The 18,503-nt window shown below is 37.0% G+C and carries 20 protein-coding genes; 5 read left to right on the forward strand and 15 right to left on the reverse strand.

Annotated elements, in window-relative coordinates; genetic code table 11:
• Positions 1-251: 251 nt before the first annotated feature.
• Complete coding sequence (locus CHSO_RS16795; protein WP_316932449.1) at positions 252-596, reverse strand: helix-turn-helix domain-containing protein; 345 nt, start codon at positions 594-596, stop codon at positions 252-254.
• A 144-nt stretch (positions 597-740) separates the two neighbouring features.
• On the opposite strand from CHSO_RS16795, the gene CHSO_RS16800 reads away from it, so the two are divergent.
• The gene (locus CHSO_RS16800; RefSeq protein ID WP_045498430.1) at positions 741-1,535 is read left to right on the forward strand and encodes an SDR family oxidoreductase; all 795 of its coding nucleotides are present in this window, start codon (positions 741-743) and stop codon (positions 1,533-1,535) included.
• A 20-nt stretch (positions 1,536-1,555) separates the two neighbouring features.
• Positions 1,556-1,873, forward strand: a complete 318-nt coding sequence (locus CHSO_RS16805) for a hypothetical protein (protein ID WP_045498431.1) — start codon at positions 1,556-1,558, stop codon at positions 1,871-1,873.
• A gap of 185 nt (positions 1,874-2,058) precedes the next feature.
• Here CHSO_RS16805 and CHSO_RS26025 read toward each other — a convergent pair whose 3' ends face one another.
• The 3 genes from CHSO_RS26025 to CHSO_RS16815 all read right to left on the reverse strand — a co-directional run bounded on the left by CHSO_RS26025 (position 2,059) and on the right by CHSO_RS16815 (position 4,324).
• Positions 2,059-2,223 (reverse strand): hypothetical protein, encoded by a 165-nt coding sequence (locus tag CHSO_RS26025; protein ID WP_171817662.1) that lies wholly within the window; start codon positions 2,221-2,223, stop codon positions 2,059-2,061.
• A gap of 113 nt (positions 2,224-2,336) precedes the next feature.
• Positions 2,337-3,095, reverse strand: coding sequence for an SDR family NAD(P)-dependent oxidoreductase (locus CHSO_RS16810; protein WP_045498432.1), 759 nt, complete (start codon positions 3,093-3,095; stop codon positions 2,337-2,339).
• 641 nt (positions 3,096-3,736) lie between these two features.
• Positions 3,737-4,324 carry a Crp/Fnr family transcriptional regulator gene (locus CHSO_RS16815; protein ID WP_045498433.1) on the reverse strand — a complete coding sequence of 196 codons (588 nt, stop codon included), beginning with the start codon at positions 4,322-4,324 and terminating at the stop codon, positions 3,737-3,739.
• Positions 4,325-4,450: 126 nt separating this feature from the next.
• On the opposite strand from CHSO_RS16815, the gene CHSO_RS25435 reads away from it, so the two are divergent.
• Together CHSO_RS25435 and CHSO_RS16820 are read left to right on the forward strand one after the other, a co-directional pair.
• Positions 4,451-4,597: a zinc-binding dehydrogenase gene (locus tag CHSO_RS25435; protein WP_232509087.1), complete on the forward strand. Its 147-nt coding sequence runs from the start codon at positions 4,451-4,453 to the stop codon at positions 4,595-4,597.
• Between the two features lie 246 nt (positions 4,598-4,843).
• Positions 4,844-6,001, forward strand: coding sequence for a serine hydrolase domain-containing protein (locus CHSO_RS16820; protein WP_045498437.1), 1,158 nt, complete (start codon positions 4,844-4,846; stop codon positions 5,999-6,001).
• A gap of 33 nt (positions 6,002-6,034) precedes the next feature.
• On the opposite strand, the gene CHSO_RS16825 is transcribed toward CHSO_RS16820, so the two are convergent.
• The 8 genes from CHSO_RS16825 to CHSO_RS16860 all read right to left on the reverse strand — a co-directional run bounded on the left by CHSO_RS16825 (position 6,035) and on the right by CHSO_RS16860 (position 13,453).
• Positions 6,035-6,754 (reverse strand): LytR/AlgR family response regulator transcription factor, encoded by a 720-nt coding sequence (locus CHSO_RS16825; protein WP_045498440.1) that lies wholly within the window; start codon positions 6,752-6,754, stop codon positions 6,035-6,037.
• On the reverse strand, positions 6,738-7,784 hold the full coding sequence (locus CHSO_RS16830; protein ID WP_045498443.1) for a sensor histidine kinase: 1,047 nt from the start codon (positions 7,782-7,784) through the stop codon (positions 6,738-6,740). Before CHSO_RS16830 ends, CHSO_RS16825 begins: the two co-directional genes overlap by 17 nt.
• Positions 7,785-8,412: 628 nt before the next feature.
• The gene (locus CHSO_RS16835; protein ID WP_045498446.1) at positions 8,413-8,619 is read right to left on the reverse strand and encodes a hypothetical protein; all 207 of its coding nucleotides are present in this window, start codon (positions 8,617-8,619) and stop codon (positions 8,413-8,415) included.
• A gap of 33 nt (positions 8,620-8,652) precedes the next feature.
• On the reverse strand, positions 8,653-9,513 hold the full coding sequence (locus CHSO_RS16840; protein WP_232509088.1) for an HAD family hydrolase: 861 nt from the start codon (positions 9,511-9,513) through the stop codon (positions 8,653-8,655).
• A gap of 14 nt (positions 9,514-9,527) precedes the next feature.
• The gene (locus tag CHSO_RS16845; protein WP_045498452.1) at positions 9,528-10,577 is read right to left on the reverse strand and encodes a UDP-glucose--hexose-1-phosphate uridylyltransferase; all 1,050 of its coding nucleotides are present in this window, start codon (positions 10,575-10,577) and stop codon (positions 9,528-9,530) included.
• On the reverse strand, positions 10,561-11,745 hold the full coding sequence (gene galK / locus CHSO_RS16850; RefSeq protein WP_045498454.1) for a galactokinase: 1,185 nt from the start codon (positions 11,743-11,745) through the stop codon (positions 10,561-10,563). Before galK ends, CHSO_RS16845 begins: the two co-directional genes overlap by 17 nt.
• Positions 11,746-11,835: 90 nt before the next feature.
• Entirely contained in the window at positions 11,836-12,489 is a 654-nt protein-coding gene (fsa, locus tag CHSO_RS16855) for a fructose-6-phosphate aldolase (RefSeq protein ID WP_045498457.1), read from the reverse strand.
• 91 nt (positions 12,490-12,580) lie between these two features.
• Positions 12,581-13,453 carry an AraC family transcriptional regulator gene (locus tag CHSO_RS16860; RefSeq protein ID WP_045498460.1) on the reverse strand — a complete coding sequence of 291 codons (873 nt, stop codon included), beginning with the start codon at positions 13,451-13,453 and terminating at the stop codon, positions 12,581-12,583.
• Positions 13,454-13,609: 156 nt separating this feature from the next.
• Between CHSO_RS16860 and CHSO_RS16865 the strand changes: the two genes are divergently transcribed.
• Positions 13,610-14,206 (forward strand): hypothetical protein, encoded by a 597-nt coding sequence (locus CHSO_RS16865; RefSeq protein WP_045498463.1) that lies wholly within the window; start codon positions 13,610-13,612, stop codon positions 14,204-14,206.
• A 127-nt stretch (positions 14,207-14,333) separates the two neighbouring features.
• Here CHSO_RS16865 and CHSO_RS16870 read toward each other — a convergent pair whose 3' ends face one another.
• From CHSO_RS16870 to CHSO_RS16880, 3 genes are read right to left on the reverse strand one after another with little or no spacing between them, the layout of a single operon-like run.
• Positions 14,334-16,367, reverse strand: a complete 2,034-nt coding sequence (locus tag CHSO_RS16870) for an alpha-glucuronidase (protein WP_045498464.1) — start codon at positions 16,365-16,367, stop codon at positions 14,334-14,336.
• A gap of 29 nt (positions 16,368-16,396) precedes the next feature.
• Positions 16,397-17,371 carry a glycoside hydrolase family 43 protein gene (locus tag CHSO_RS16875; protein WP_045498465.1) on the reverse strand — a complete coding sequence of 325 codons (975 nt, stop codon included), beginning with the start codon at positions 17,369-17,371 and terminating at the stop codon, positions 16,397-16,399.
• A gap of 21 nt (positions 17,372-17,392) precedes the next feature.
• Positions 17,393-18,502: an endo-1,4-beta-xylanase gene (locus CHSO_RS16880; RefSeq protein ID WP_045502779.1), complete on the reverse strand. Its 1,110-nt coding sequence runs from the start codon at positions 18,500-18,502 to the stop codon at positions 17,393-17,395.
• Between the last annotated feature and the right edge of the window lies 1 nt (position 18,503).

The raw sequence follows: 18,503 nt of genomic DNA on the forward strand, positions 1-18,503 counted from the left end.
TTGACAAAAGTGTTTGAAGATACGCTCATTGAGGTCACATACAGCCAAATGACACCACTTGTCTTAAAGTGGCACCATTTTTTCCTGAAAAGTCAGGTTAATATTTTTCAACAGACTAATCAATTCATCAGGTTATATATAATGTAAATTAGTTATGCTTATAAAATTAATTTTTCCCATGTAACATTTACTTACAAAGAAAGCGAATCACAATTTGATTCACTTTATCATACATTTATGGAATACTCATCTCAGTCATTCTTCCCCATTCTGTTTAAAATTACTCTTCTCAGCCTAGCTTCATTCTCATCACCCCAGTACCCTAATGCAGAAATTATCGGAATTAAAGTCTTACCAAAATCTGTGAGAGAGTATTCAACTTTTGGCGGAACAACCGGATAAATTTTCTTTGTCACGAGCTCGTGCTCTTCAAGTTCTTTCAATTGAATATTTAAAACCCGTCTTGAAGCATCCGGAATTTTACGCTGCAATTCACTTGGACGCAGATGTCCTTCATTGATAAACCATAGCAGACGGATTTTCCATTTGCCGTAAAGGACTTCGCCGATAAGGTCGAGACCGCAGTTTAAACTCAAAGGTATTTTTCTCTCGTGCATAAACAAATTTAGTCCAATGTACCAAATTGTACAATAGGGGAAAAAATTATCCCTATGCAATTCGGTTTTCCGTTATTGTCTGAAAGAGTGATACTTCGGAAATTTGTATCAAAGAATTAGACAATGGAAAATCAATTTAATTACAACAATGAACTTCAAGGTAAAATTGCCTTGGTAACCGGAGGTACGAAAGGAACCGGAAAAGCAATCGCAGAAAGATTATTACAAGCTGGCGCAATGGTTATTATTTCCGCTAGAAATGCACATGAACAGGAAAACAACAATCTGCATTTTATTTCTGCTGATTTAAGTAAGGCAGAAGGAGCTCAGAAAGTAATCAGCGAAGTATTGTCTACTTATGGAAGACTGGATATTCTTGTAAATAACCTTGGAGGATCATCTACGCCTGCAGGCGGTTTTGCTGCACTAACAGATGATGATTGGGAATCAACCCTACAGGCAAACCTTTTGGCTCCGATTCGGCTGGACAGAGGGTTCTTACCACAAATGATAGAACTCAAAACCGGAGTTGTTATTCATATCGCTTCAATTCAAGGTAAATTACCTCTTTATGATTCAACTTTGCCGTACGCAGCTGCAAAAGCAGCATTGAGAAACTACAGTAAAAGTTTATCGAACGAGGTTTCCCCTAAAGGTGTTCGGGTACTGACTGTCTCCCCAGGATGGATTAATACAACAGCATCCGAAGCTTGGCTTGGTGAAATTGCAAGAAACGCAAACAGTACTGTAGAAGAAGCCCAACAAGGTGTAATGGATGCATTGGGTGGAATACCTTTCGGAAGGCCTGCCGAACCGGAAGAAGTAGCTGAATTAGTTGGTTTTCTTGTATCACCAAGAGCTAATTATTTAACCGGAACTGAATTTGTAATCGATGGTGGCACTGTACCCACAATTTAATAATCTTAAAATACAATAAAATGAATCTACCAAACATTATCTCAGAATTAGTAAAAGCGCAAAATGAATTTAACAGTTCAGCGTATGCAAATTGTTTTACCGAAAATGCAGAGGTATCTGATGAAGGCAAAACCCATAACGGAAAAGCTGAAATTGAAAACTGGATTGACAAAGCCAACAAAGAATACAAAGTCACTATGAAACCATTAGACTATAATGAAAATGAAAACATCTTATCTGCAGAAGCTTCAGGAACTTTTCCAGGTAGCCCTATTGTTTTGAAATATCATTTTCAATTATCTGATGGATATATTCAATCATTGAAAATAACAGTTTAATATTTTAACTGACAAAGTGAATTAAAGCTGAGGGTTATCCCTCAGCTTTTCCAATTCAACTTCATTCTGAATCTCAAATTATCAGAAAATATTGATTCCGATAAAGATATTTTGCCTGGATTAGTTTACACTACCATTCGCCGTCAATCACAATTTTTATTCCTGTCATAAAACCGGCAATATTATTATCTGATAAATCCGTTGTCAATCGGTCCGGGACACGCCGCAGTAACCACAAACCCCGTACCTTCCAGCTCGGAAGCAAAGCCTTTCTGTGAAGGCCAAAACATCAGAACCTGAAAACCATTCGCCAATAACTGAATAACTACGGCTTTACCGATGTTTCTCACTCAAAAATTTCTATTATCTTCATAATTAAATATTGAATCAAAGTTTATTGAATCGATTAGTATGCTAGTGTTATGCAATAACATACCAATATCTTGGTTCTTTCAATTTTTTTTTAAAAACCAAACATACCACCAGAAACACTAATTTGCTCTCCTGTAATCCAGGCTGCATCATCAGAAGCAAGAAATACCGCAGCTTTCGCAATATCTTCCGGCTGACCTCTGCGGCCAAGTGGTGTATTGGCAACAAACATTTTTTCAAAATCACTGCCTTTGGTAACACCAGCACTTATGGCACCTTCTGTTTCCGTAGCGCCTGGCAAAATAGAATTAATACGAACATTTTTTGTACCGAGTTCTTTCGACAAAGAAATCGTTATCGCATCTAATGCTGCTTTTGTTGAAGAATATAACGAGACTCCCGCCATCGGCGATTTGCTTGCACCCGAACTGATATTAATGATATTCCCCCCTTTATCTCCAAACAGTTTTAAAGATGCTTGGATAGTTAATACAGCTCCCAAAACATTGACATTGAAATGCTGATGAAACGCTTCTGCCGATACTTGTTCGATGGGTAAAAATTGTTGAAAAACCGCATTGTTTACCAAAATATCTAAGGTTCCGAAAGTTTTTTTAGTTTCTTCAAACAACCTATTCACATCAACTTCATTGGATACATCGGCCTGTACTGCGATGGCTATCCCCCCATGGTCTGTTATCTCCTTTACTACACTATCCGCTGCATCTTTGCTTGAAGCATAATTTACAACGACTTTTGCCCCTTCATGGGCAAAGTGTTTTGCGATTGAAGCACCTATTCCTTTTGCTGCACCAGTTACTACTGCTACTTTGTTTTTTAATTTACTCATTACTTTTTTGTTTGTTAATATCCTTCAGATTTTTGTTCTGAAGCCTATACAAAGATGCGACCCTGTGATAAAATGTTGGTTGACTTACATCATTAAGTAACCTTGATATAGGTCAAGTCAGAATAATGACCTAAATCAAATTAACCCTATAACTAATTGCAATACTGCAAATTAAAATAATATTAAAAACACCCAGGAAACAAAACCCATCAAGATCAAAACGGCATAAAATCCCTTTTAGCCCCAATTTTTATGCGAGCAAAACATTTTTTGGGTAGGGAATTTGCTGAGAAAACAGCTTGAAAAACCAACAGGTTTATATGAAATATTAATGAATTAGAATTGCTATGTTTTACGTGATTTCTACGCTTAAAATAAAAGAATTTATATTATTCAGCCCGGGTTCGGGATCATAAAATTAAGGATAATAGGCTGGAAGCTGGAAGAGTGAGGCTGGAACTTACTATCGGAGCTACAATTTCTGACGTTGCCGTACAATTTGATGAAGCAGTCTTTAAAGGAATAATAATTTACAGGGTTGTAAGTGTTTTTTTTAACCCTCAGCTCACTTCCCTATCCCGGCTCCAGGCTTCCTTACTAAAAACAAAAATGTTTTATCCCGAACTCAGGTTATTTAGAAATTATTTAAAAAAGTTTTTCTTTATCCTGCTCAAAGTTTCTGGCGATAAACCCAGATATGAAGCAATCATGTTCTGCGGAAACCGTTGTAGGAAATGAGGATAGCTTCTGATCAGCTCCTCATAACGTTCTTCAGCTGTATAGCTATTTGAAGCCAGCATTCTTTTTTGAGCTGCAATAGCATAATTTTGATTGATAACATTCGCCATCGCTGAAAAGGCAGGAATATGCTTTAGAAACTGTTCAATTTCAGCATTAGTTGACTGTAGTATCTCAAGTGACTCCAGTGCTTCAATATTAAAACGGCTTGGAGTCAACAGAAAAAAGCTTTCAAAATCGGCCAGCCACCAATTTTCCACTGATAACTTCAGTATGTGTTCATTTCCCTTATCATCTACCGCAAAGGTTCTGGCAGATCCTTTCACAATAAACCCAATGTATTTGCATACATCTCCTTCCTGTAAAAAATATTGTCGCTTTCGGAGTTTTTTAGGCTTGAAATGCACCATCAACAAGCGCTTATCGTCTTCTGAAAGCAGTTTGCCCGATATTTTTTCTATGTAATCGAAAAACACTGGAAAATCAGACATCGTTTAAGTAATTTATTGCAATTTACTTAAACTATCTAATAAGAAAAAAATAAATATTTTAAATAAAGCGAATGGAAGTCAGCTTGAAAAATAACCAAATTAATTGAAGCTGATGTTATCAAACCCGTGATTGACAAGATTTATACCTATGAGCAGACCAATGACGCTTTGAAATATGTTGAAAGTGGACGCACGAAAGGAAAGGTTGTAATCAAAATGAAAGGACTCCATCCCGCAAAAAGAAAAACCTTTTTACCCTCTCTTATTAGGTAATTATATAATAATCTATCCCACTAAAAAACTATTGAGGAATGTCTATTTTGTTTTTTATTCTAGTAAACTCTGCTTTTATTTCGGATATGATCGCATAAAAACAGGTTCCATTTCTTTTCTCATTATACATTGTATCTAGTATTAAAAAGGTACGGTGGTAGAAAAAAGGAATGCAGTGGTCGAATAATTTTAATTTGCTTTCAGTTATCACAGACCTTTGCTGATAAACAAATTTTATTCAATGTTATGAAGATTTTAAGTTATTATCTATTGAGCCTGTCACTACTTATCCTGACCTCGTGCCATAAGGATGATCCTTTTCCGGATGAGGATCATTCTGTACTTTCTCGAAAAGTTGACGAATTTAAGTCGAAGCATAAGGTAGCCAGTATTTCTGCAGCTTTGGTTACAGGCGATGAACTGTCCTGGCAATATCAATCAGGACTTTCTAATAAGGAAGAGAATATTGGTATACAGAAAGAGTCTATCTATAAATTAGGATCGGTTTCCAAACCCATTACAGGTTTGTTATTACTTAAATTAGTAGAACAGGGAAAAATTAATCTGGATCAGGATATTAACAGTTATTTACCTTTTCCGGTTAGAAACCCCAATTTCCCCAACGACAAGATAACCTTGCGACAAATCATGACCCATACTTCAGGCATCACTGATACGATCTACAACGAAAAATTATTATCAGATTTTTCCAGTATAGGGGAAGATCATCCAATGAAACTTAAAAACTTTGTCCATGAGATGTTAGCCACTGATGGTCATTATTATCATCCTAAAACATTTTCAAAGAATAAACCGGGAACATTGTATAATTATAGCAATGTCGCTGTCGCCTTAGCTGGAAGCATCATTGAAGAGATAAGTGGCCAATCTTTTGAAGACTTTTCAAAACAATATATTACTTCTCCGTTGCAGATGCATGAAACTCTCTGGAAAATATCTCAGGTTCCCTCCAAACTGTTTGCATATCCGTATGGCCCACAAGGAGAAAATTATGGGTTATATGCACTGGTTGATCTTCCAAGTGGAGGATTACATAGCTCAGTTGGAGATCTTGCACGGGTTATGAGCTTAATTATAAACGAAGGGAAATACCAAGGGAAAACATTATTTGATCAAGTTTCCATTCAGGAGATGAGACGAATACAGTTTCCTTTTGCTGAAGATCCCGAACTAAAAAACCAGGGCCTTCTTTTGGAACATACAAATATTGGAAGACACCAATTAATAGGGCACAATGGTAAAGTTCCTGGCAGCAATACGTTTATGTGGATAGATAATAAAGAAAAAAGAGGTGTAATGATCATGATCAACAGTGACATTATATCAGCAACAATGATGAAAGATGTGATAAATCTGATTGAACAGATCCTTGATACAAAATAGATAGCAAGAACAGATTGTGTATGCCTTGGACAATTACTTGTTCAAGGCATTTCTTTTTATAATATTCATAACTTCATCCCTATAAGAAATTCCCAAGCTGATCTCATTCCCTAAAATCCAAATGGAATGATTATCTAAACTGTCAATACGGGAAAGATTGACTGCAAAAGACTTATTGACTCTTACAAACTGATATTCTGGTAATTGCGATAAAATTGTCTTTATATTCATAGCAGTAATGAGCTTTTGATGTATCGTATGGATTATTACATAATCTTTCATACCTTCAATGTAAGCAATCTCATCCAGGATCACTCGATTGAGCTTTCGGTTAGCCCTTACAAAAATGTATCCGGAGCCTTCTTTTTGTTCCAGAGCAGATTGAAAATAACGTAATATTTTTCCAACAGTCCTTTCCAGTTGTGGTTTCGTAATAGGTTTAATCAAATAATCAATTGTATCAAACTCAAAGCTATCCAAAGCATATTGAGCGTAGGCTGTTGTGAATACAAATTGCATTTTTCCTGTCATTTGTTGGGCAAACTGCAAGCCGCATTGTTCTGGCAGATGAATATCAACAAAGGCAAGATCAACTTCTTGATTTTTAATTACCAATAGAGCGTCTTCAACATTCTCATAAGCACCTATACATTGTAATGCTGGAAAAGATTGCAATTGACGGAGTAAGCCCCTTCGTGCAATCATTTCGTCTTCGATAATGATATAGTGTAACGGTTTACTTATTGATTTCATAGAAAGCTGGTATTTTTAGACTGACTTCAAATAATTCTTCATTTTGGCTGATATTTATTTCATGCTTAGCTGGAAACAGTATCTCCAGTCGTTTTCGAATGTTGGTTAACCCAACACCGACACCATGACCTTTTACAGTTTTTTTTGCGGGATTAGAACATGTGAATATGAGATCATCACTTAATACAGATAAAATAATTTTTATATCATAGCTGACGGCTGTCGAAGAAGTACGCAAACCATGCTTTATTGCATTTTCAACAAACGGAAGAAACATGTACCGTGGTATTTCTATATTTTCAGGATTTCCCTCAAGCTTAAAATCAATAATATAAATTTCCCTTCGCATCTGTTCTAGCTGTAGAATGCTCTGCAGCACTTTGATTTCTTGAATTAATGAAATATTCTGATTTGGCATTACATAGAGCTGATGACGAAGGATATCACTCAAATGGATTAACATTGTATCCGCTTTTTGAGGAGATTCTTCAATCAATAAATGGATATTGTTAAGCATATTGAATAGAAAATGTGGGTTAATTTGGCTCTCAAGTTGATTGAGCCTTATCTTTAGTGAGGCATTTTCAAGATCCCTGTATCTTATCTGAGTGAGTATCGAAGATTTGAAAAGCTGCAGGCTTCCAACAGCCAATACATATACTGTCAGAATTATAGAGAGTCCTATAAAATCTGTCCATCCCAAATAAGTCTCCGGCTGTATGCTAAATCCCAGAAAACGCTCAGTGAATACCATTAGTGCAAAAATGACCAGATAAACTAATAGTAGAGTTATAAAATATGTTCCATACCGTTGTTTTAAGATGACTTTTGGAATTAAAAAGAAATAATGAAGATAGAAAAGAAACAGTAAGGTAGAAAAAAGAGCTATTCTCAATAACATAGTATTGATAGCACCAACTTTAATGGAAATAATTCCATCCCCTGCAAAAATAAGAGCAGATAGAATAAATACATAAAGTATATGTCTTGCCAAATGAAAGTTTTTATCAAAAAAGAAACCTGTAATCATCCTTCCAAAAGCTTTGAAACCATTTGCAAAGATACAGACAATGCAATTTATAAAAAAGGACTAAAATTAATTTCTATAAACCCTATTCTTTATACTATACAGATTCAAGCTTAGAAAAGTATCAACCTAATTCTGAGGTGTAAAAAATTTTGAGATAAAATCACTTTTTTCTTCTCTTGCTGTTACTGCTATCCCTCCCCGATCTAAATTTAAAAGGCCAAAGATTGAGCTCACAAATTCGAATATTTTTTATCTCATTCTCAGAATCAAATACAAGAATATAATCCCGGAATTTATAAATTTACTCAGGCTGGATATTTAAAACCCGGGAGATAATATCCGAGAGATCAGATTTCCCAGACATCTGTGATAGAAAATCAAGATAATAAGAATCATTTTCACAGGTTACCTAAGTTTTCTCCTTTTACTTTCAAAAATAATTGAATTTTACAATTTAAAATTGAAATGAGGTAATGTGCAGCGGAAAGAGTGGTGATCCATTTTTATTTCCGGTAGTAAACCAACGCCAATTTACCACTTAGGATATAAGAATAAATTAGATACACATCTCCTTTTTACAGAAGATCTTCCTGATTTTCTGCTAAAGTTTGTTCTATCTTACTGATGGTTACTCCTCCTTTATTTGTGAAAGATCAAGGCCCAGTTTTGTAAATTCTTTTATTCCTTTATCAGTAATATAATAATGACGGTCTGCCGGATTATCCTTGGTAATCCAGCCTTTCTCAACAAATTGCTCTAAAAGGAGCTGTCCTAATTTACCGCCAATATGCTCATAGCAGGCTTTAGCGGGTTTTCTTCCGGTTGATTTGTTCATTTCAGTATTGGGTTATAGTTTTTATGGGATGTATTAATTCAGATGAAGGTAATCCTTAATTGTTTTCAGCACTCCAAAGCTGTCATTGGTACAGGCTTCAAAATTGGCTACCTGCTTTACGTTCGGATGGGCATTTTTCATGGCGTAAGAGTACTTAGCATTTTTCAGCATTTCTATATCGTTCATATAATCTCCGAAAGCCATCGTATTTTCAGGAGAAATACCCAACGATTTTTGCAGTATTTTCAGAGCATTTCCTTTGTTAATATCTTTATTCATAATATCAAGCCAGTATTCTCCGGAAACAACCACTTCCAGACCGAATTCTTCAAATCTTTTAAGAGCCGGATACAGATATTTTTCAGCACCTTCGGGATGATAGACTGCTATTTTAAAGGCTGTATCATCAATTTTTTCCGTAAGATCATCTTTTCTCATGTTTTCAGTATAGTACTTTGAGAAAAAGTCTACAAACTGCTGATCTTCGGTTTCATAATAAGCCATTTTTTTAGCTGACAATACCGCTTTAGCACCCGGTATTTCACGAATAGCTTTGATGATCTCAACAATATATTTATATTCCAGTATATCGGCAAAAAGCTCCTGATCTTTATAGATAATATAGCCGCCATTTTCAGCGATAAAACCGATCTCGCTTTCTATTTCTCCGAAATAATGGGTAATGCCGGGCATCTGTCTACCGCTTGCAGGGACAAACAGAATATTTCTTTTTTTCAGTTCTTGGTAAACATCCGAAAATTCAGGGCTCATTTCATGGCTGGAATTGAGAAAAGTCCCATCCATGTCCGTCACAATTAATTTAATCTGTTCCATAATTTTATTGGGCAAAGCAATTGCATGTATCAGAATCACAATTTGCTTATTCTTTTTCAAAGATATTGATTTTATTATTTTTTCTTGTAACGAATGGTCGGAAGGTTTCTTAATATGGCTGCGCTTTGCTCCGGAGTAATGTCGCGCTGAGGTTCTGCCAGCATTTCATATCCCACCATAAATTTTTTAATTTCCGCACTTCTGAGCAGCGGGGGATAAAAATGCATATGAAAATGCCATTCCGGATGTTCCTTCTCATCTGTAGGCGACTGGTGGATTCCTGCAGAATAAGGAAATGATGCTTCAAAAAGATTGTCATAAATCGTGGTCAGGTTCTTGATAATCAAAGCAAAAGATTCTTTTTCTTCTTCAGAAAATGCCGCAATATTTTCTCTTTTCTGTTTACTGATAATCATCGTTTCATATGGCCATGATGCCCAGAATGGCACCAATGCTGCAAAATATTCATTTTCTGTAACCATACGCTCCGCAGCTTTAGTTTCCTGCTGAAGATAATCTTCTAATAATGTTCTGTTATTTTTTTCAAAATAGAATTTCAATTGATCCTGGGTTTTCTGAACCATAGCCGGAATGGACGACTGTGCCCATATCTGGCCGTGCGGATGAGGGTTGCTGCAGCCCATAACACTGCCTTTGTTTTCAAAAATCTGAATGTAATTGATATGGTCCAAAGCAGCCAGTTCATTAAACTGCTCCTGCCATACATCCACCACACTTTTTATCTGTTCCACAGACATTTCCGGTAAGGTGAGACTATGATTTTCAGAAAAACAAACCACCCTGTTGATTCCGCGTTCCGGAAGAAGGGTAAAAAAACCGGAATGTTCTTCAGAAAAGCCAACTTCTTCATTCAACAATGCCCCGAAATCATTATTAAAAACATAAGTCCCTTTATACTCAGGATTTCTGGCTCCCTTAGCACGGATATTCCCGGAACACAGATAGCAATCCGGATCGTATACAGGACGATTTTCTTCTCCACTATCTTCTTTCTGTCCCTGCCATGGCCTGTTTGCACGTTGCGGGGAAACCAGTATCCATTCATCCAATAGAGGATTATACCTTCTATGGGGATGCTTATTACGGTCAAACGATATATTCATTGGTGTATTCTTTTATCCCGTCGGAAATTTTAACCTGATAAATTTTCATCTGAATATCGAAATTTTCCAGATATTTTTCACTGATGATCCGGATCACTTCTTCAGCTTTATTTTCCTGAATCAGGTTGATGCTGCAGCCTCCAAAGCCACCTCCCATGATTCTCGCTCCCAACACTCCTCCCTGCTGTAATGCATTTTCCACTAAAAAATCAAGTTCATTGCAACTGACCTCAAATTCTGTTGAAAGCCCGGTATGGGTTTCTGTGAGAAGTGTTCCCAAATATTCAATATCACCTTCTGAAATAGCTTTGGCAGCCATTTCCACTCTGTGGATTTCTTTAAGAAGATAGAGACATCTTTGATATGAAATACTTCCCATTTCTTCTTTAACCATGTCAAGCATGGCCAGCGTAAAATCTCTGAATTTTTCTATTTCCGGGAAGTTTTTCCATAAAACTTTTTTCCCGTTTTCAACATCTTTACGCCTTTCATTATAACCGGATGTCAGATGGCTATGCTTTACACAGCTGTCAAAAAGAAGCAGGCTGTATCCTTTAAGATCAGCATCAAAATATTGATGCTCCAGAGAATTACAATCGAGCATAATTACTTTATTTTCTTTTCCGAAAACAGAGGCAAACTGGTCCATAATACCGCACTGAACTCCCGCAAAAGAATGTTCCGACTTCTGCCCGATCACCGCAATTTCTTTTTTTGAAATCTGAAGATCAAAAAGTTCGTTGAGGATATAAGCAAATCCACATTCAAGGGCTGCTGATGAAGAAAGCCCTGCTCCCATCGGAATGGTACTGCTGAAGACAATTTCCATCCCACAAAATTGGTTTTCCGGCTTCTGTAACTGACTGAAAACGCCCAGAATATAGTTCATCCACATCTGCTGTACCGGTTTTACCTCCATCGTGACATCAAATGTATATTTTTCTCCAAGGTCTTTGGCAATAATTGTACACAGACTAGTCTGCGGAGTCTTACGGACAGCAAAACAGATGTATTTATCTATAGCAGCAGGTAATACAAAGCCATCACTATAATCTACATGCTCACCGATAATATTAATTCTTCCCGGTGAAAGGAAAATATGTTCGGGTTCTGATTTGAACTCAGCTTTAAACTTTTCTAGGGTTGCATTAATTAACTGTTCATCCATATCAATCTTTTCTGATAAAACAGATCTTAGGTGATCTAAAGAATAAAACTACTGAATTTATAACAGAGATTATACTTTTCCTGCCCAACCTTATTTCATTTTTTGTGAATCTTTAATGAACTGATCTAATCCTGAATCTGTGAGCGGATGTTTAAGAAGAGAAAGTATAGGGGCCAATGGGCAGGTTACAACATCAGCACCGATCTTTGCACAGTTCACAATATGCATGCTGTGGCGAACAGAAGCTGCCAGGATCTGTGTCTGAAAAGCATAATTATCATAAATTGTCCTGATTTCTGAGATCAGATGAAGACCATCTGTAGAAACATCATCCAGCCTTCCCAGAAACGGAGAAACATAAGTTGCTCCGGCTTTAGCAGCCAGTAATGCCTGGCCCGATGAGAAAACAAGCGTACAATTGGTCTTTATTCCCTTTTCAGAAAAATACCTGATGGCTTTGATTCCATCCTTAGCCATAGGAACTTTTACAACAATCCTTGGGTGTAATGCGGCAAGCTCTTCGCCTTCTTTAATCATTTCTTCGAAAGTAATTCCCAATACTTCAGCACTTACATCCCCATCCACAATATTACAGATTTCAAGGTAATGATGATGTATATTTTGCTTTCCTGAGATCCCTTCTTTTGCCATCAATGAAGGATTAGTAGTTACCCCGTCCAGAACACCAAGGGCATTGGCTTCTTCTATCATCGCCAGATTGGCGGTATCAATAAAAAATTTCATAGATATTATTATCGTTTATAAGTGTTAAATTTACACTTATATTTTGATAAATCATCATGAGAATATATTTTTTTACTGGTCTTCAAAAAAACTATTCCATGAAGTAATTAAACTCTTTCCTGTACTGAGAAGGACTTTTTTGGATATACTCTTTAAAAGTTTTATTAAAATAACTGAAATTATTAAATCCGGACTCAAAGCAGACTTCTGTAATGCTCAAAGGCTGCTCCGCCAGAAGCTTAAGCGCATGGGTAATTCTGTATTCGTTTACAAAACGGGTAAAGGTCTTATTGGTGATTTTTTTAAAATAACGGCAGAAAGACGGTACTTTCATATTAGCAAGATCAGCCACATCTTCGAGAGTAATGGATTCTTTGAAATGGTCTTTGACGTAATTAAATATAAGATTGATTCTTTCATTGTCTTCAATCTGTGTCTGAAGGTAATATTTCCCTGCATTCAGGATTCTGTAATCCTGAGTAACAGACAGCTCATCCAATATTTTCAAGAATCTGCAAAGCCTATCCAGAGAATAAGCCTCATGCATCTCTACAATATCCTTTCCAATCGTCTTTTTTACCTGTTCACCAAATACAATTCCTGCCTTGGATTTTTCAAGCAAAGCAGAAATCCTCTGCATCTCCGGAATATTCCAGATAGGTTCTCCTAAAAAATCTGGTTTAAACTGGATCACCATTTCATAATCATTATGCGTATTCTCATTGGTAAGCCCGCAGTGTGGAAGATTGCTTCCTATCAAAACAAGGTCTCCGTCTGAAAAATAAGAAATACTGCTTCCGATCTGTCTTTTACCGGAACCTTTACAGACAAAGATCAGCTCAATCTCTGGATGATAATGCCAGACATGTGATTTTATATTCTCATTGGTCAGAAATTTCAAGCTGGTAAAACTACTGCCTATAGTAGGCCTTACAGCTTCAAAAGATGGATTTACATGCTTCATAAGACAAAAAAACTTACTTTCATATGTAAAATTAACAAATAATACATCAATAATAACAATTGAAGTTAATATAAGACATAAATATGAAAATTTACTTATAGCCTAAGAAGTATTGCTGTCATAGTTTTGCAATAATAATTCTAAAAGCGTTAACCCATGAGCACATTATTAAAAGCCGTATTTTTTGCTGGAGCCTTATTGTTCTCAGCAAATGTAATGAGTAAGGACAGAGATTTTTCCCTTTCCATTGGAAACGTACAAGCCAAAACATTGAACTTTGAGCTTTCAAATGCCAGAAGTGTATCTGTTTTTGTTTATAACAATGCACATGATGAGCTATTTTTCGAGAATTTCGCAGATGGAGATCATGTAACAAAGACCTATGATTTTCAGAATTTTACACCTGGAACTTATTATCTGGTAGCAGAATCGGAAGTGAAAATAGAGAAATACAAGATAAAAATCAATGCTGATAATGTTATGGAAGTGGAAAAAACACCTGTAAGTGCTGTCCATAAGCCTGAATATATCATTTCCGGGCATATGGCAATACTCCGCATGACTGATGTGAAAGGCCCTGTAAGCATTTCTGTATATGATCTTTCCAATACCACCTATTATAACTCCAACAGAAAATATGCAGACGGAAAAGTGGATATCACTTTTGATCTTGATCCCAAAACAGCTGACCAATATATCATTCGGGTTGAAGAAAACGGAAATGTGTTTAACAAAATGATTTCTCTCCGATAAACCGGAATACATACAGATAGATTGACAGATCGATCATTCCAAATTATTTTGGATTAAAATTTTACTTACAGTTATTGTTTTGAGGCAGCTCTCATTTCCGATCAGGAAAAAGAGCTGCCTCATTTTTTTAGTTGTGATGTGTCATATCCAGCTTAATCTTCTTAAGATCTTCCAGTTCATGAACAGGCCGTTCAATGTCGTAAGGAATTGGCTTTTTGGAAAAAGTCTGGAAATACAGCAAACAGGCATCTTTCCACCATACTGCATCTCTGGACTGAATTCTGAGCTTTGACTGAACATCAGCAAACCGCTGTTCATCTATATAAGGTTCCATTCTATCCCATATTTTCTGATAGTCCCTTACCTTTTTCACTCCGGAATCATAAGTATAACACAGTTCATCCCACAGCGTTTTTCCTTCTTTCATCTTATAATCCCAAGGAACATGATGAAACCATAAAATAAGATTTTCCGGGCAGGTTGAGAGATTCCCGTATCTTTCATTCAATGGCGGAAAATACTGTGAAGCAGCATTACTTCCTGTTTTTGTTCTGTTAAAGCCTAATCCCTGAGCATCAGCCTGGTGATAATAAACAGGTGACCAGTCCGGTCTTCCGCCTTTATAATCTCCCCATGGTTCTGGTCCATAGTGATGTCCGCCTGCAAAAATATGGTGAAGTCCCAAAGGCATCATATAATCCACAGCAGTTTCCCTTGAGGAAAGCATGATCTCTTTTACAGGATTAACGAAGTTTTGATCATCAGTAAATGTCATTTTAATCCATTCATCTGCTATCTGCTCCGAACTCAGCTGATGGTTCCATGCCAGCCTTCCGAATGCATACCAGTTGGCCTGTGCAAAATGATGTCCCGTCCAGTTGGTATCTTCCCCGATATTGGCAACAGCTGAAATAGCTGTAATTTTTGCAGGTCTTAAGGTGCCGTCTGTAATTTTAGCAATCGTAGATCCCTGACCGTCAGAATAAGTATCGCTTTCCAATGTTTCTTTGAATAGAGGCGCCAAATAAACCAGATGGTTAGAAAAGCCCAGATATTCTTGTGTGATCTGAAACTCTACCATTTCAGAAGTTTTTCTTAGAGCTCCGAAAAGTGGATTAAAAGCTTCTCGCGGCTGAAAATCAACAGGACCGTTTTTGATCTGAATAATCACATTATCCCTGAATTTACCGTCCAAAGGAACAAACTCAAGGTAAGCCTGTTTAGCTCTGTCATCTTTGCTCGGACTGTAGACAAATGCTCTCCACATGACGATTCCATTGTAAGGCTTCAGGGCATCGGCCATCATATTGGCTCCGTCTGCATGGGTTCTTCCGTAATCCTGAGGCCCGGGTTGTCCTTCGGAATTGGCTTTCACCAGAAATCCGCCAAAATCAGGAATCAATCTGTAAATTTCAGCTGCTTTATCTTTCCACCACTTTTGCACGTCTTTATTCAGTGGATCTGAATTTTGTAATCCGCCCAGCACTTTAGGTGAAGCAAAATTCACGGAAAGATACACCTTAATGCCATAAGGCCTGAAAATATCAGCCAGAACCTTTACTTTTTTAAGATAATCTTCCCTAAGCATATTGGGTGATGCATTGACATTATTCAAAACAACGGAATTGATTCCTATAGAGGCATTTGCTCTTGCATATTCTTCGTAACGCGGAGAAATTTTACCGGGTAAATCTTCCCATTTCCAAAGGGATCTTCCGGCATATCCTCTTTCAATACTTCCGTCCAGATTATCCCAATGATTCAAAATCCGTACATCATATGAAGGCTTTTCAATACTGTTTAAATGAGACAGATCAGCTTTTGTCTGCTGTAACCGCAGAATATGATAAACACCATACAACAATCCTATTTCTTTGCCTGCAGAAATAACGATTTTCTCAGGCGTGGAAACAATTCTGTAGCCGTCTTTCAGATTTTTATCTTTATTTTCCGTACGAAGTTCCACCGTTTGTCCCTGCCAGTAGCTGCTCAGCTCTTTTCTGGCAATATTCAGGGTTGGACTGCTGCCTTTGGAAATAATTTTATCTGCCGATATTCCGTTTTTTGCAGGAAACCGAAGCCAAAGCTGACTTCCGTCCTCCGCAAAAACCAGTAACGGAAATATCAGAAAAAATAGAATGTTGAGTCTCAGATATCGCATTGAAAAATTTTAAATTAAATTAAAGATGATTATGGCTGGTTTTCCAGACCTTCAATGGTCTTGATTTTACCTTCCTGATCATATTCCAGTTCAATTACTTTCATACTTCTCAGCCATGTTTTACCGCCACTCGGAACAGAATCATGGAAAAACAGATACCATTTTCCTTTAAATTCCACAATGCTGTGATGGGTAGTCCAGCCTACTACCGGGGTAAGAATTTCTCCCTGAAAAGTAAACGGCCCGTAAGGATTATCCCCGGTTGCATAGCAAATCAGATGGGTATCTCCCGTAGAATAAGAGAAATAATATGTACCATTGTACTGATGCATCCATGATGCTTCAAAAAAACGGTGCCTATCACCATGAAGCAGTGGTTTTCCGTTTTCATCGATGATAACAACCTCTTTAGGCGCTTCAGCAAATTCAAGCATATCATCGCTTAACAAAGCCACCTTTGAATGGATTGCAGTCTCATTATTTTCAGGAATTACAGCAGATTCAAGCGCTTTATTATCTCTGTAGCGCTGCAATTGTCCGCCCCAGATTCCTCCGAAATACATATAATATTTTCCTTTATCTTCAAAAATGCAGGGATCGATGCTGTAACTTCCCATTATCGGATGTTTTTCAGGAATGAAAGGTCCATAAGGTTTGTCGCTCACTGCAACCCCGATTCTGAAGATGTCATTTTGATCCTTCAGAGGAAAATACATATAATATTTGCCGTCTTTGAAGGCTACATCGCAATCCCACAGCTGTCTTCCCGCCCATGGAATATCTTTTACCGAAAGGACTACACCATGGTCTTTAATTTCTCCGCCGTCCACATCATCCATTGAGAAGACATGGTAATCATTCATATCGAAATGATCTCCGTTATCGTTTTCTTCAATTCCGCTTTCGCGGTCATGAGAAGGATAGATATAGATTTTATCTTCAAAAACGTGAACGGAAGGGTCTGCCATATAGTCTTCCGGGAATAAATATTTTGATTTTTTCATTAAGTAAAAATTCTATTGATTTTAATTTTTCTCTGCCAGCTTTATTATTTTTTGTACTACAGGCTTTTCCTGATCTTTCCTGTCAAACAGTAGCGGGTAATCTGTTCTTCCTTTCACCGGAAAATCATTTTTCCAGGACTGCTTATCGGTAACGCCCCATAAGGTTACTCTTCTTATTTTATCTTTATGTTGTAAGAACAAACCAAAGAAATCGAGGTAACGCTTTTCCCATTTCATTTCTACTTCTTTGGGAAGTCCTTTAGTGTAAGGATTCATTTCTTTCTGATAGGCAACAGTATCTGAAACATTGGCAGAGCTTCCCCATGGAGAAGGCAGCGCACTAATTTCAAGTTCTGTAATATTGACCTTAACTCCGGCATTGGAATACGCCAGAATTGCTTTTTCATATTCATCTATGGAAGGGTTATCCATGCCAACATGGGCCTGCATTCCTACCCCATCAATACGGATTCCTCTTGATTTAAGTTTTTCAACCATTTTAATGACTGTTTTTACCTTTTCAGGATACCATTCATTATAATCGTTGTAATATAATTCTGCATTGGGATCGGCTTCCTGTGCATATTGAAATGCCAAAGGAATAAAATCTTCACCCAGAATTTCATAAAACTTACTTTTTCTGTAGGATCCGTCTTCAAGAATGGCTTCGTTTACCACATCCCATCCTTTTACTTTTCCTTTGTAACGGGAAACTACCGTTGTAATGTGGTTTTTCATGCGCTGTTTCAATACTTCCGGAGAAACATCTTTTCCATTTTTATCTGAAAAAAACCATTTTGGAAGCTGGGAATGCCAGATTAAAGTGTGCCCGATGATGAACATATTGTTTTTCATCCCGAAATCAACAAATTTATCGGCATCATCAAAGAAGAATTTTCCTTCCTGAGGCTGCAGGAACATAGATTTCATGCAATTTTCAGCAACAATAGAGCTGAATTGTTTTTTGATAATAGTTACTGCTTTCTGGTCTGTACCGTCAATCTGGGGAAGGCTCATCGCCGTACCGATGTAGAATTTATCCTGAAATACTTTTTTTAAAGTGCCATCAGTTTTCTGTGCCGACAGACCTGAAGCGGTAATTGCTGCCAAACCAATTAAAATACGTTTCATA

Source organism: Chryseobacterium sp. StRB126 (genome assembly GCF_000829375.1).
GTDB lineage: Bacteria > Bacteroidota > Bacteroidia > Flavobacteriales > Weeksellaceae > Chryseobacterium.

Excerpts from the sequence above, each read along its gene's own strand:
- galK (WP_045498454.1), bottom strand. The coding sequence starts at position 11,745 with ATGGATGAACAGTTAATTAATGCAACCCTAGAAAAGTTTAAAGCTGAG.
- CHSO_RS16830 (WP_045498443.1), bottom strand. The coding sequence starts at position 7,784 with ATGATTACAGGTTTCTTTTTTGATAAAAACTTTCATTTGGCAAGACAT.
- fsa (WP_045498457.1), bottom strand. The coding sequence starts at position 12,489 with ATGAAATTTTTTATTGATACCGCCAATCTGGCGATGATAGAAGAAGCC.
- CHSO_RS16800 (WP_045498430.1), top strand. The coding sequence starts at position 741 with ATGGAAAATCAATTTAATTACAACAATGAACTTCAAGGTAAAATTGCC.
- CHSO_RS16860 (WP_045498460.1), bottom strand. The coding sequence starts at position 13,453 with ATGAAGCATGTAAATCCATCTTTTGAAGCTGTAAGGCCTACTATAGGC.
- CHSO_RS16880 (WP_045502779.1), bottom strand. The coding sequence starts at position 18,502 with ATGAAACGTATTTTAATTGGTTTGGCAGCAATTACCGCTTCAGGTCTG.
- CHSO_RS16845 (WP_045498452.1), bottom strand. The coding sequence starts at position 10,577 with ATGAATATATCGTTTGACCGTAATAAGCATCCCCATAGAAGGTATAAT.
- CHSO_RS16865 (WP_045498463.1), top strand. The coding sequence starts at position 13,610 with ATGAGCACATTATTAAAAGCCGTATTTTTTGCTGGAGCCTTATTGTTC.
- CHSO_RS16875 (WP_045498465.1), bottom strand. The coding sequence starts at position 17,371 with ATGAAAAAATCAAAATATTTATTCCCGGAAGACTATATGGCAGACCCT.
- CHSO_RS16810 (WP_045498432.1), bottom strand. The coding sequence starts at position 3,095 with ATGAGTAAATTAAAAAACAAAGTAGCAGTAGTAACTGGTGCAGCAAAA.
- CHSO_RS16820 (WP_045498437.1), top strand. The coding sequence starts at position 4,844 with ATGAAGATTTTAAGTTATTATCTATTGAGCCTGTCACTACTTATCCTG.
- CHSO_RS16835 (WP_045498446.1), bottom strand. The coding sequence starts at position 8,619 with ATGAACAAATCAACCGGAAGAAAACCCGCTAAAGCCTGCTATGAGCAT.
- CHSO_RS16805 (WP_045498431.1), top strand. The coding sequence starts at position 1,556 with ATGAATCTACCAAACATTATCTCAGAATTAGTAAAAGCGCAAAATGAA.
- CHSO_RS16825 (WP_045498440.1), bottom strand. The coding sequence starts at position 6,754 with ATGAAATCAATAAGTAAACCGTTACACTATATCATTATCGAAGACGAA.
- CHSO_RS16815 (WP_045498433.1), bottom strand. The coding sequence starts at position 4,324 with ATGTCTGATTTTCCAGTGTTTTTCGATTACATAGAAAAAATATCGGGC.
- CHSO_RS16870 (WP_045498464.1), bottom strand. The coding sequence starts at position 16,367 with ATGCGATATCTGAGACTCAACATTCTATTTTTTCTGATATTTCCGTTA.